Genomic DNA, 12,666 nt, shown 5'->3' on the forward strand with positions numbered 1-12,666 from the left:
GGGGGTGTCGCGATGGAGGTCGAGGTCGCCGAGGAGCGCATCCTCCTGCTGACCGATCGATTCAGCCTCGACCACGCCGAAGGCCGTGCGTGGTCGCGGCGAGCGGACGCGTTCGGCACCGGGGCGAAGCTGGGGGGCCTGCTGAATCGCGCCACCTCCGAGGACTACGAGTGCGTCTACCGGGAGCGCCGGCTGCAGCCGTTCTGGCGGCTGCACGTGACGACGGTGGCCGAATACGAACGGACGCGGACCTACGCCGTCCCCGTCGCATCCAGTGTCCGCAGCGTCCAGATCGCCGAGCAGACCCTTCTCGTCAGCCAGGGACGCTTCGTGCTGTCCGGCCTCGAGTCCTGCCGGGACGAGAACGCGCGCGCCTTCGCGTACGACGGGCTGACCCGCGCCGAGAACCCGACGCTGAGCGGGTACGACAGCTTCGCGAGCACGCTGGCGAACGCGGAGACGCTGGCTGCCGAAGCCACGTCGGGCACCGTCGTGGTTCCCCCGGAGGCGAAGGCGTCGATGCTCGTGCGTGAGGTGATGGCGGCGGCCATCGGCAAGATCGGCGCGGACCGCGTGCTGGAGGAGCGAGTGACGGTGGATGTCGTCGACCTCGTCTATCGGCCGGTGTACGCCTTTCGCTATCGTCACGCCGGAAAAGAGGCCGTGATCGAGTTCGACGGACTGACTGGCGACACCCATCCGGGCGGCGCCACGTTCGAGCAGTATCTGGGCAAGATCCTCGAGCCCAAGTTCCTGCTCGATGTCGGCGTGGAGGCGGTCAACATCTTCGTCCCCGGCACGCAACTCGTTCGGATCGTCGTCGAGCACGGTGCAAAGCGCCTCGCACCCCCGCGGAGCGCTGAGACCTGAGCGCCTAGTGCGGCGGGGGCGGGAAATGCGGAATCGGGATGGGCTTGGTGGCTCCGCGTTTGCGGTGGGCCCACTCGTCGAGGCTGTCCAGGGCGTCCTGCAGGTTCGCGAAAGTGACGGGCAGCGGCAGCGGAACTCCCCAGATCACTTCGACCTGTTCGTAATCGTTGAGCGTGAGGTGCGCGATGGGCGAGGCCGCGGCATCCGTCGCCTGCGTGTCTGTGATCACCCAGGTGCTCGGGTCGACGCGCTCCAGCGCGAACCGCTGGGTGAGGGTGGTGTCGGTCATGGCAGGCTCCGCGCTCTGTCAGCGACAATCGGTGTCGCATCGTCGTAGATCACTCGGCGAGGAGAGTTCTGTCAGACGATTCTGCGTCGCGTCCGTGCCGCCCGGGTGGGGATTGACAAGCCTGCCGGTGAGTGGTGCGACGGATGCGAGGCACCACGTCAAGCCCCCTCCGGGTGTGCACTGCGAGGTCTAGCGTCAGCGTTATGACACCGACCGAGCAGGAGACGATCGGCATGCGGAGCATGTTCTGGACGTGGATGATCCTGATCGCCGCGGGCCTTGCCGTGATGATCCTGCTGCCGCTGCTGGGTCGCTGAGATGCGCACATTCCTCCGGGACAACGGACTCAGCCTGTTCTTCCTCGCGCTGTTCGCCGCGGCGCTCATCGGTCAGTCCTTCGTCGGGCTCGCGAACAACAACGAGGAGCTGATGCAGCACGGCGAATCCGCGATCTCGTACGGGCAGTTCGTCACCTCGTCGGCGTTCCTCGTCGATGTCTCGGAGAACTGGCAGTCGGAGTTCCTGCAGTTCTTCCTGTTCATCGCTGCGACGGTCTGGCTCATCCAGCGGGGCTCGCCCGAATCGAAGGAGCCCGGTGATGCTGGTCCCGGGTCCGACGAGGAGCAGCTCGTCGGGGCGCACGCGCGGCCTGATTCGCCACGCTGGGCGCGCGTCGAGGGATGGCGTCAGTGGGTGTACTCGAACTCGCTGCTCCTTGTGATGGGCACGATCTTCCTGCTGTCCTGGTTCGCCCAGTCCGTCGGCGGTGTCGCCGTGGCCAACGACGAGAACGCCCAGCACGGGATGCCCGCCGAGACGTGGCTCGACTACGTGGTGTCCGCGGACTTCTGGAACCGCACGCTGCAGAACTGGCAGTCCGAGTTCCTTGCCGTCGGTGCGATGGTCACCTTCGCGATCTACCTGCGCCAGCGCGGATCGAGCGAGTCGAAGCCGGTCGGGACGCCGCACCACACGACCTCGGTCGAGTCCAACTAGCGTCCGAATCGCTCGCGCCTTCTCCTCTTCACGCGAATTCCGTCGAGGACTAGCGTGGAGGCGTGTCCGCCCCGGCAACCGACGCACGGACCGCTCACGCCGCCGGCGTAGAGCGGCTTCTGGAGAGCTATCGCGCTGTCCCAGTGGCCGCCCCGGTGCGGCTGGCGAAGCACACCTCGAATCTGTTCCGAGCTCGTACGAAGACGAACACCCCAGGTCTCGACACCTCCGGGCTGGCGGACGTCATCGCGATCGACGCGGAGGCGCGCACCGCCGACGTGGCCGGCATGTGCACCTACGAGGATCTCGTCGCGGCGACCCTGCCCGCAGGCCTCGCGCCGCTCGTCGTGCCGCAGCTGAAGACCATCACCCTCGGCGGTGCGGTCACCGGCCTCGGCATCGAGTCGACGTCGTTCCGCAGCGGGCTGCCGCACGAGTCGGTGCTCGAGTTGGACATCCTGACCGGCGGGGGAGAGGTGGTGACCGCCTCGCCGCACGAGAACGTCGACCTGTTTCGCGCGTTCCCGAATTCCTACGGCACGCTGGGCTACGCCGTCCGGCTGCGTATCGAGCTGGAAGAGGTCCAGCCGTTCGTTGCACTTCGCCAGGTCCGGTTCCACAGCCTCACCGAACTGGTCGCGGCGATGGACCGGATCATCCAGACCGGCGAACTCGACGGCATCCCGGTGGACTACCTCGACGGTGTCGTGTTCAGCGCCGACGAGAGCTACCTGTGCGTCGGCGTGCAGACCGCGGCATCCGGACCCGTCAGCGACTACACCGGGCAGCAGATCTACTACCGATCCCTCCAGCACGACGACGGGGTCAAGACCGACCGGCTCACCATCCACGACTATCTGTGGCGGTGGGACACCGACTGGTTCTGGTGCTCCGGCGCGTTCGGGGCGCAGCATCCGCTCGTCCGTCGATTCTGGCCGCGGCGCTATCTGCGCAGCAGCGCCTACTGGAAGCTCATGAGGCTGGAGCGTCGGTACGACATCGGCGACCGGCTCGAGAAGCTCCACGGACGCCCGCCGCGCGAACGCGTGATCCAGGACGTCGAGGTGCCGATCGAGCGCTGCGTCGAATTCCTCGACTGGTTCCTGGCGAACGTGCCGATCGAGCCGATCTGGCTGTGCCCGCTGCGGCTGCGCGGCAGCGAGGGATGGCCGCTGTACCCGATCGAGCCGAATCGCACCTATGTCAACGTCGGCTTCTGGTCGACGGTGCCGGTCGGTCAGGTCGAGGGCGAGAGCAACCGGATGATCGAGCGCCGGGTCGGCGAGCTCGACGGCCACAAGTCGCTCTACTCCGACGCGTTCTACTCCGCGGAGGAGTTCGACGCGCTCTACGGTGGCGAGACCTACCGGGCCGTCAAGCAGCGATACGACCCGGATTCACGACTGCTCGACCTGTATGCGAAGGCGGTGCAACGGCGATGACCACATTCAAGGACCGCGCGACGGAAGATGAGACGGATGCCGGGGGCCCGGCTGAAGAGAGCGGCAAGCTCACCCTGGCCGAGGTGCTTGAGATCTTCGCCGGCGGGCAGCTGCCGCTGCGGTTCACCGCCTACGACGGAAGCTCAGCGGGACCGGAGGATGCGCCGTTCGGATTGGACCTGAAGACCCCTCGCGGCACGGCGTATCTCGCCACCGGATTCGGCGACCTCGGGCTCGCTCGCGCGTATATCGCCGGTGACCTCGACATCCACGGTGTGCACCCCGGCGACCCTTACGAGCTGCTCAAGGCGCTCTCGGAGGGCCTCGTGTTCCGGCGGCCGCCGGCGCGGCTCATGGCCAAGATCGCCCGCACGATCGGCTTCGAGAACCTGCGTCCGGTTGCGCCCCCTCCGCAGGAGGTTCCCCCGCGCTGGCGCCGCGTCGCGGCCGGTCTCCGACACAGCAAGTCGCGCGATGCCGACTCGATCCACCACCACTACGACGTGTCGAACACCTTCTACGAGTGGGTGCTCGGGCCCTCGATGACTTACACCTGCGCGTGCTACCCGAACCTCGACGCCTCGCTCGAAGAGGCGCAGGAGAACAAGTACCGGCTGGTGTTCGAGAAGCTGCGACTCCAGCCGGGCGACCGGCTGCTGGACGTCGGATGCGGGTGGGGCGGCATGGTGCGCTACGCCGCTCGCCGCGGGGTGAGGGCGACGGGCGTGACGCTTTCGCGGGAGCAGACGACCTGGGCGCACCAGGCGATCGTCGAGGAGGGACTCAGCGAGCTGGCGGAGGTGCGCTACGGCGACTACCGGGACATCGCCGAGAGTGACTTCGATGCGGTCTCGTCCATCGGTCTGCTGGAGCACATCGGCGTGCGCAACTATCCGGCGTACTTCCGGTTCCTGCAGTCCCGGCTGCGCCCGGGCGGGCTGCTGCTCAACCACTGCATCACCCGCCCCGGCAACAAGGGCGAGCCATCGGCCCCCGGTTTCATCGACCGGTACGTCTTCCCCGACGGGGAGCTCATCGGGTCCGGTCGCATCATCACCGAAGCGCAGGATGCCGGACTCGAGGTGCTGCACGAGGAGAACATCCGCCCCCACTACGCGCTGACGCTGCGGGATTGGTGCGCCAACCTCGTCGAGCACTGGGATGAGGCGGTAAGCGAGGTCGGGCTTCCCGCCGCCAAGGTGTGGGGCCTGTACATGGCCGGATCGCGGCTCGGCTTCGAGGCCGGCGGGATCCAGCTGCACCAGGTGCTGATGGGCCGACCCGACGATCGCGAGGGCATCAGCGGTCTGCCGCTGCGACCCTGGTGGACGCCGTAGCGGCGGAGCTCGGCTACCAGCCGCTGCGCGTGGGGGAGTGGCCCTCGCGTGCGTCCTCGGGCATGGCCATCTCGAGACGCATGCCGAGCAGTCGGATCGGGCGCTCTGGTTCGACCTTCGCGAGCAGATCCATGGCCCGTGCCCGCACGATGTCTCGGTCGAAGCTGGCGGGAATCTTCTTCGTGAAGATCTTGGTGAGGAACGGTGCGTAGCGCACCTTCAGCGTGAGCCCGATGACCGGCCGCCCCTCGGCGGCGACGTCGTCGAGCACCTGGAGCAGCAGCTCATCCACGGCCTCCTCGATCTGGTCGCGCTCGGTGAGGTCCTGCTGGTACGTGGTCTCGCGGCTGTGCCCGCGGGGCACCCACGGTGTGTCGTCGACCACCGCGGTGCTCTCGCCACGCCCGAGCTGGCCGTACCAGGGACCCATCTTCGGGCCGAACTCACCCGCGAGCAGCTCATCGTCGGCGGACGCCAATTCCGCGATGGTGCGGATGCCGAGCCCGGCCAGGCGGCGCTGCACCTTCGTGCCGACGCCCCACAACTCGATGGTCGGGCGTGCGCCCATGACCGCCGGCCAGTTCTCGGCGGTGAGCCGGAAGATGCCCTGCGGCTTGCCGAACCCGGTCGCGACCTTCGCGCGGACGAGGGTGTCGCCGATGCCCACGCTGCAGTGCAGGGCGGTCCGGTCGAGGACTGCCTGCTGGAGGCGCCGCGCGACACCCTCGGGATCATCCGTCGCGATGCCGATGAACGCTTCATCCCAGCCGAGCACCTGCACGACCGCGCCCGGCTGCGCGCGCAGGGTCGCCATGACCTGTTCGGACGCCGCCGTGTAGGCCGGAGCATCCACCGGAAGGATCACGGCATCCGGAATCCTCCGGGCGGCGATGCGCAGCGGCATCCCGGAGCCGACACCGTACTCCCGCGCTTCGTACGACGCGGTCGACACCACGGCACGCTCGGTCGGATCGCCTCGGCCGCCCACGATCACCGGCTTGCCGGCGAGTTCGGGATGCCGGAGCACCTCGACCGCGGCGATGAACTGGTCGAGATCGACGTGCAGCACCCACCGCGCAGGTCCGTCGCTCATGAGTCCAGTCTGGGGTGCGCCGGCGACACCGGCGAGGCCCTCGCTGCTCCCGTCGCCGGGAGGCCGCCATACCCCACGTGTAGACTGGGGGCACAGCGCGGTGGCTTCGGCACGTCGCGTGGACCGGACCGCGGCGGTGCAGGCGCAGTTCCACGAGGGATGCCGTTCGGCAGACGTCTCGAAGAATCCCAGGGTCGATGACTCCGGGCCCACAGAGATGGTCGCCATGACCCACTTCGGGTTTCTCTCCACGTATCCGCCCACCCGATGCGGGCTCGCCACGTTCACCGAGGCGCTCGCCGAGGCACTCACCGCCGGCGACGCGCAGCCTCCCACCATCGTGCGTGTGCTCGATGTGCGGGACGGCCGCCTCAGCCCTCCGGTGATCGGCCTGATCCCGACCACCGCCGATCTGATCTCCCGGAATCGCGTCAGCATGCGCACGTCAGTTCGCGCCCTCGACAAGTGCGATGTCGCGATCATCCAGCACGAGTACGACATCTACGGCGGACCGGACGGCGACGAGATCATCCCGCTGCTGCGATCGCTGTCGACCCCCGCGATCGTCGTGCTCCACACCGTGCTTCTCGAACCGACACCGCATCAGCGCGCGGTCCTCGACACGGTGTGCCGGCTGGCCGCGATCGTGGTGGTCATGACGGACAACGCCCGCGCGATCCTGCGCCGGTCGTACAACGTCAAGGAGTCCAAGGTCCGCGTCATCCCGCATGGCGTCACAGCGCCTCGTGCGGCACCGGCGATCGCGCACGCGGGGCCGAAGCGCATTCTCACCTGGGGACTCATGACCCCGGGAAAGGGCCTCGAATGGGGCATCCGGGCCATCGCTCAGCTGCGCGAGTCCACCCCCTCGATCGAGTACGTGATCGCCGGCCGGACGCACCCGAAGGTGCTCGCGCGCGAGGGTGAGCGCTACCGCGAATCGCTGCAGCAGCTCATCATCGACCTCGATCTCACGGACGTCGTCACCCTCGACGACCGCTACCTCGACCCGACGCAACTGGCGGAACTGGTCGAAGGCTCCGACGTCGTGCTGCTGCCCTACGACGCGCGCGACCAGGCCACGTCGGGTGTGCTCGCCGAAGCGGTGGCAGCCGGCGTGCCCGTCGTCGCCACCGGCTTCCCGCATGCCGTCGAACTGCTCGGCCGGGGCGCCGGACTCATCGTCGAGCACGAGGATCCCGACTCGATCGCCGCCGCGATCCGGTTGGTCTTCGAGGAGGACGGCGCGGCCGAGCGCATGCGCGACGCCGCGCTGCGCGACGCGCAGGACTCGTCCTGGCCGGCCGTCGCCGAGCGCTACCGTGCGATCGTGGATCGCCTGGTCGCGGTCGCGGCCTGACCCGCGGGCCGGGGGCGCCTTCTTCTGGCGCGCTCGGTCAGGCGTGGACGAGCGCGGTGAGCGTCTCGGGGGAGAGCGCGTGTTCGATCGCGAGAATGCTCGCTCCGAGCACCGCGGCGTTTTTTCCCGCCGCAGACTGGACGATCGCGAGGTGCTCGGTCGCCAGCGGAATCGACCGGGTGTAGACGACCTCGCGCACCCCGGCGATGAGGTGCTCGCCGACGCGGGACATCGACCCGCCCATCGCGATCACCGAGGGATTCACGAGGCTGACGCACGTCGTCAGCACTTCGCCGATGTCGCGGCCGGCCTGGCGCACAGCCTGGATGGCGTCGATGTTCCCGCGTTTGACGAGGTTGACGACGTCGTCGCCGTTCTCGGCCGGCGCTCCCTGCGCGCGCAGCGCACGGGCGATTGCTGGGCCGGACGCGAGGGCCTCGAGGCATCCCGTGTTGCCGCAGTGGCACGGCACGCCTGCCCCGCGCGCGACCCGGACGTGTCCGATGTCCCCGGCGATGCCCTGCGCGCCGCGCTGCAGGACGCCGCCCGAGATGACCCCCGCGCCGATGCCGGTGGCCACCTTGACGAAGATGAGGTGATCGACGCCAGGCCACGCCACCGCGCGCTCGCCGAGCGCCATGATGTTGACGTCGTTGTCGACGAGCACCGGTACATCGAGATGCTGCTGCACCCAGCCCGGGACGTCGAAGCGATCCCAGCCGGGCATGATCGGCGGGTTCACGGGCTGTCCGGTCGAGTGCTCGACCGGACCGGGGACGCCCATGCCGATCGCGGCGAGATCCTTCGTCGAGCGCCCGATCCGCTCGAGCATCGCGACGGCGTTCTCGACGACCCAGGAGAGCACGGGCACCGGACCGAGGGCCACATCGAGCGGCTCGCTGTGCTCGATGACGATCGAGCCGGCGAGGTCGGTGATCGCCAGCGTGGCATGCGAGGCGCCGATGTCGGCGGCGAGCACGAGGCGCGCGCTCGGGTTGAGGGCGAACAGCGAGGGAGGCCGCCCGCCGGTCGACACCGTGTCGGCTATCGGGATGATGAGACCCATCCGCAGGAGCTCGTCGACACGGACCGCGATCGTCGAACGGGCCAGGCCCGTCGACTTCGCGAGCTCCGCGCGGGTTCGCGGCACGCCATCGCGCAGCAGCTGGAACAGCTGCCCCACACCCGACACGGTGGGAGACGATTCGATGCTCATTCGCGCCACATTTCATCTACCTTCGGCTCAGGATCGCCGAATATCGCGTGACTTCGGACGGGGATGCCGCGCCCAGGTGCCGCAAGACGTTCAATAGTCCGCTGGCGCCAGGCGCGGCATCCATCATGTCGCTCGTCCGGTGGGCTTGGCGAATCGCTGCTGCAGCAGCACCGCGATGACGATGATGACGCCCTTCGCAACCGCCTGCACCGAAGAGGTGAGGTTGTTCTGGACGAACACATTCGTCAGAGTCGCGAAGATGAGGACGCCGAACACGGTGCCGGTGATCGTGCCGCGGCCGCCGACCAGAAGGGTTCCGCCGACGACGACGGCGGCGATCGCGTCGAGCTCGTACAGCTGACCGTGCGTCGACGTGCCGGCGGTCGTGCGTCCGAGGATCATGACGGCGGCGATGCCGGCGGTGAGACCCGACAGTGCGTACAGCCACATGATGTGGCGTCTCACGTTGATGCCCGCGAGACGGGCGGCCTCGCGGTTGCCGCCGATGGCGACGGTACGGCGGCCGAAGGTCGTGCGGTTGAGCAGCACCCACCCGAGCGCTGCGACGATGGCGAAGATCCAGATCAGGATGTCGACGCCGATCAGGTCGGCATTCATGAACAGGATGAAACCCCGGTCGCCGACCTGGAGCGTGCGACGCTCCGCGAGGATCTCGGCGAGTCCGCGCGCAGCGACGAGCATGGCGAGGGTCGCCATGAACGCCACGACCTTTCCGTACGCGATGACCACGCCGTTCACGAGCCCCGCGGCGACACCCACTGCGAGTGCGGCGACCACCATCACGATCCAATGCGAGTTGTCGGCAAGGTTCTGGACGACGGCGATCGTGGCGACGACCGATGCCAGGCCCATCACCGAGCCGACCGAGAGGTCGATTCCGCCCGCGATGATGACGAGCGTCATGCCGATGCTGATCACGCCGATGATCGATGCCTGGCGCAGGATGGTGAGCACGTTGCTGAGGCTGGTGAAGGTGTCGGGAGCGGTGATGGCGCCGACGACTACGAGCAGCAGCAGCGCGACCACGAGGCCGAGGTTGCGACCGACTGAGCCCGACATGAATCGCTGGAACCCGGATTTGTGCTGATCGCCGCTCGGCGGGGCGGGCTGTCCGGCGGGTGGCTGGGGGACGTTCTGCATCCCGGTGGTCTGCTCGCTCACGCGGCCGTTCCTTTCATGACGAGATCGAGTACGCCGTGCTCGTCTATCTGCGAGGCGGGAAGTGACGCGACGACGCGGCCGTCCGAGATGACGAGGACGGTGTCGGCCAGACCCAGCACTTCCTCGATCTCACTGGAGACGACCACGATGGCATTGCCCGCGGCGGCGAGACGGCGGATGAGAGCGTAGATCTCGGCGCGGGCACCGACATCCACGCCGCGGGTGGGCTCATCGAGCAGGAGCACCTTCGTGCCATGCACCAGCCAGCGGGCGAGGAGGATCTTCTGCTGGTTGCCGCCCGACAGCGTCATGGCGGGTCGGTCCGGGTCGGCGGGACGCAGTTCGAGCGCCTCGATCTGCTCGCGGGTGACCTTGCGTTCGGCGCGCTCGTCGAGGAATCCCGCCTTGGCGTACCGGGACATGGATGAAAGTGTCACGTTCACGAAGATGGGCTCGTCGAGGACGAGACCCTGGCTCTTGCGCTCCTCGGGTGAGAGGCCGATCCCGGCCCGCACCGCGTGCACGACGGAGCCGCGGCGAAGGGTGCTGCCGCCCACTCGCACCGCTCCGGAGGTGGCGCGCCGCGCGCCGTAGACGGTTTCGAGGATCTCGGACCGCCCCGACCCGACGAGCCCGGCGAGGCCGATCACCTCGCCGGCGCGGACCGAGAACGACACATCCTCGAAGACGCCCGCGAGCGCGAGCCCGTCGACTTCGAGCACGGTGGGTGCGTCGGCGGGGACAGGTACCGCGGGCGGGAAGACGTTCGCCACGGACCGGCCGGTCATCAGCCGGATGAGCTCGGCGGTCGGGGTGTCGGCGACCGGCAGGCCGCTGGCCATCGACCGGCCGTCTTTCAGCACCGTGATGCGGTCGCCGATCTGGCGGATCTCCGCGAGACGGTGCGTGATGTAGACGACGGCGATGCCGGCGGAGGTGAGCTCCTTCACGACGTGGAAGAGGTTCTTCACCTCTTCGCCGTCCAGCACCGCCGACGGCTCGTCCATGATGATCAGCTTGATGTCGTGCGAGAGAGCGCGCGCCATGCTCACGATCTGCTTGCTCGCCGCGCTGAGTTGGCCGACCTCCATGTTGGGTGACAGATTGGCGTGTCCGAGTCGGCGAAGCAGTTCGCGAGTCTGGCGTGCTGCCTCGGAGCGCTGGGTGAATCCACCCCGCGCGAGCTCGTGGCCGAGGAAGATGTTCTCGGCGATCGTGAGACCGTCGACGACGTCGAGCTCCTGATACATGGTCGCGATGCCGAGTTCGATCGCCGCCTCAGGCGTGGGGATCTCGACCGTTTCACCGAGCCAGGAGAGCTCACCCTCATCAGGACGATGTACTCCCGCGAGCACCTTGATCAGGGTCGACTTGCCCGCCCCGTTCTGGCCGAGGATACAGTGCACCTCGCCCGGCAGCACATCCAGGTCGACACCGCGCAGGGCCTGCACGCCCGCGAAGGACTTTGTCACGCCGGTCACCGTGAGTAACGCCGATCCATGGTCAACTTTGATCACTTGCTGAACATAACACGCCCGGTCCGCTCTGCCGAGTGCCAATTCGGGCTGCTGTCTGCGAACGAATGGGACGGTGGAAGACTTACCACCGCCGAAATCACGCGAAGATAACGATCCACCCACTTCTGACGACAGAAAAACAAAAGCTGACACCCAGAAGCGCAGTTCTGTTACGTTGATCCCGTCAGCGTGGATCCCTCGAGTGCGGGCAGCACTTCCCTCTCGAATCCAGCACGCTGCCACGGCTGCATCACATTCAAGGAGGAATAACAATGCGCTCACACCTGAAGGCGCGCACACGCCTGATACTGACCGGCACCGCGGTCATCGCCGCTGTCGGACTGCTGGCGGGCTGCACCGGCTCCGGAGCAGACGAGGACAACGTCGTCGACCAGGGCACCACGACGGAGGAGAACGCCGCCGAGGGCGACACCGTCGTCATCGGCTTCTCGGGCCCTGCGGCCGACCACGGCTGGCTCGGCGCGATCAACTCCGGCGCCAAGGCCGCCGCCGACAGCTTCGGCGACGTCGACCTGCAGGTCGCGGAGGGCACGAACGACCCGATCGCACAGATCGCCGCCGTGGAGAACTTCGTCAACCAGAAGGTCGACGCGATCGTGCTGCTGCCGACCGACGGCGCTGCTCTGACCGAAGCCGCGATCAAGGCGATGGAGGCCGGCATCCCGGTCATCAACGTCGACCGGCTGTTCTCGAGCCCGTTCGCGGCACGCGCCACGATCCTGGGTGACAACTACGGCATGGGCGTCAGCGCGGGAACCTACATCTGCGAGCAGCTCGGCGACAACCCCGACGCGATCGTCGCGGAGATCGCCGGCATCGACTCACTGCCGCTGACGCAGGACCGCTCCAAGGGCTTCAAGGATGCACTCGATGACTGTGGCTTGGAGGTCTCCGCCCGCGTGGCTGCCGACTTCACGGTCGCCGGCGGCGAGGCTGCGGCGTCCCAGCTGCTCGCGGCCAACCCGCACATCGACGCACTCTGGAACCACGACGACGACCAGGGCATCGGCGTCCTCGCGGCGATCGACTCCGCCGGTCGCGACGAGTTCTTCATGATGGGCGGCGCCGGCAGCAAGAGCGCCATGGAGGCCATCCAGGCCGACGACACGGTGCTCAAGGCCACGGTCATCTACCCGTCGACGCAGGGCGCTGACGGCGTCGCGCTGGCGCGTCTCATCGCGCAGGGCAAGACGATGGGCGACCTGATCACACCTGGCATCCCGAACCGGATCGTGCTCGACGCTCCCGTCGTCACAAAGGAGAACGTCGACCAGTACATCGACCTCGCGTTCGAGTAGACACGAGATCATCGCGGGGCGTCCGTCTGACGACGGGCGCCCCGC

The 12,666-nt window shown here is 68.0% G+C and carries 11 protein-coding genes; 6 read left to right on the plus strand and 5 right to left on the minus strand.

Going from position 1 to position 12,666, the window contains the following annotated elements; all coding sequences use genetic code 11:
• The first annotated feature begins 12 nt into the window (after positions 1 to 12).
• Positions 13 to 870, plus strand: coding sequence for a hypothetical protein (locus ACXJ3V_RS04595; protein WP_457099080.1), 858 nt, complete (start codon positions 13 to 15; stop codon positions 868 to 870).
• Between the two features lie 4 nt (positions 871 to 874).
• Here ACXJ3V_RS04595 and ACXJ3V_RS04600 read toward each other — a convergent pair whose 3' ends face one another.
• Positions 875 to 1,159, minus strand: a complete 285-nt coding sequence (locus ACXJ3V_RS04600) for a hypothetical protein (protein ID WP_457099081.1) — start codon at positions 1,157 to 1,159, stop codon at positions 875 to 877.
• Positions 1,160 to 1,477: 318 nt separating this feature from the next.
• On the opposite strand from ACXJ3V_RS04600, the gene ACXJ3V_RS04605 reads away from it, so the two are divergent.
• The 3 genes from ACXJ3V_RS04605 (at position 1,478) to ACXJ3V_RS04615 (ending at position 4,934) form a co-directional block, all read left to right on the plus strand.
• On the plus strand, positions 1,478 to 2,155 hold the full coding sequence (locus ACXJ3V_RS04605; protein ID WP_457099082.1) for a DUF6766 family protein: 678 nt from the start codon (positions 1,478 to 1,480) through the stop codon (positions 2,153 to 2,155).
• A gap of 62 nt (positions 2,156 to 2,217) precedes the next feature.
• Positions 2,218 to 3,597, plus strand: coding sequence for an FAD-binding oxidoreductase (locus ACXJ3V_RS04610; RefSeq protein ID WP_457099083.1), 1,380 nt, complete (start codon positions 2,218 to 2,220; stop codon positions 3,595 to 3,597).
• Complete coding sequence (locus tag ACXJ3V_RS04615; RefSeq protein WP_457099084.1) at positions 3,594 to 4,934, plus strand: class I SAM-dependent methyltransferase; 1,341 nt, start codon at positions 3,594 to 3,596, stop codon at positions 4,932 to 4,934. Before ACXJ3V_RS04610 ends, ACXJ3V_RS04615 begins: the two co-directional genes overlap by 4 nt.
• Before the next feature lie 13 nt (positions 4,935 to 4,947).
• On the opposite strand, the gene ACXJ3V_RS04620 is transcribed toward ACXJ3V_RS04615, so the two are convergent.
• Positions 4,948 to 6,027, minus strand: a complete 1,080-nt coding sequence (locus tag ACXJ3V_RS04620) for a DNA polymerase IV (RefSeq protein ID WP_457099085.1) — start codon at positions 6,025 to 6,027, stop codon at positions 4,948 to 4,950.
• Positions 6,028 to 6,145: 118 nt separating this feature from the next.
• On the opposite strand from ACXJ3V_RS04620, the gene ACXJ3V_RS04625 reads away from it, so the two are divergent.
• Complete coding sequence (locus ACXJ3V_RS04625) at positions 6,146 to 7,387, plus strand: glycosyltransferase (RefSeq protein ID WP_457099086.1); 1,242 nt, start codon at positions 6,146 to 6,148, stop codon at positions 7,385 to 7,387.
• Between the two features lie 37 nt (positions 7,388 to 7,424).
• On the opposite strand, the gene ACXJ3V_RS04630 is transcribed toward ACXJ3V_RS04625, so the two are convergent.
• The 3 genes from ACXJ3V_RS04630 to ACXJ3V_RS04640 form a co-directional block, all read right to left on the minus strand.
• Positions 7,425 to 8,603, minus strand: coding sequence for an ROK family protein (locus tag ACXJ3V_RS04630; protein WP_457099087.1), 1,179 nt, complete (start codon positions 8,601 to 8,603; stop codon positions 7,425 to 7,427).
• A gap of 123 nt (positions 8,604 to 8,726) precedes the next feature.
• Entirely contained in the window at positions 8,727 to 9,785 is a 1,059-nt protein-coding gene (locus tag ACXJ3V_RS04635; RefSeq protein ID WP_457099088.1) for an ABC transporter permease, read from the minus strand.
• Positions 9,782 to 11,257: a sugar ABC transporter ATP-binding protein gene (locus ACXJ3V_RS04640; RefSeq protein WP_457099089.1), complete on the minus strand. Its 1,476-nt coding sequence runs from the start codon at positions 11,255 to 11,257 to the stop codon at positions 9,782 to 9,784. The genes ACXJ3V_RS04635 and ACXJ3V_RS04640 overlap by 4 nt, the downstream gene beginning before the upstream one ends.
• 317 nt (positions 11,258 to 11,574) lie before the next feature.
• Here ACXJ3V_RS04640 and ACXJ3V_RS04645 point away from each other — a divergent pair, with 317 nt between their 5' ends.
• Complete coding sequence (locus ACXJ3V_RS04645; protein ID WP_457099090.1) at positions 11,575 to 12,621, plus strand: substrate-binding domain-containing protein; 1,047 nt, start codon at positions 11,575 to 11,577, stop codon at positions 12,619 to 12,621.
• Positions 12,622 to 12,666: the final 45 nt, after the last annotated feature.

It is taken from the genome of Microbacterium sp. P5_E9, assembly GCF_054049175.1.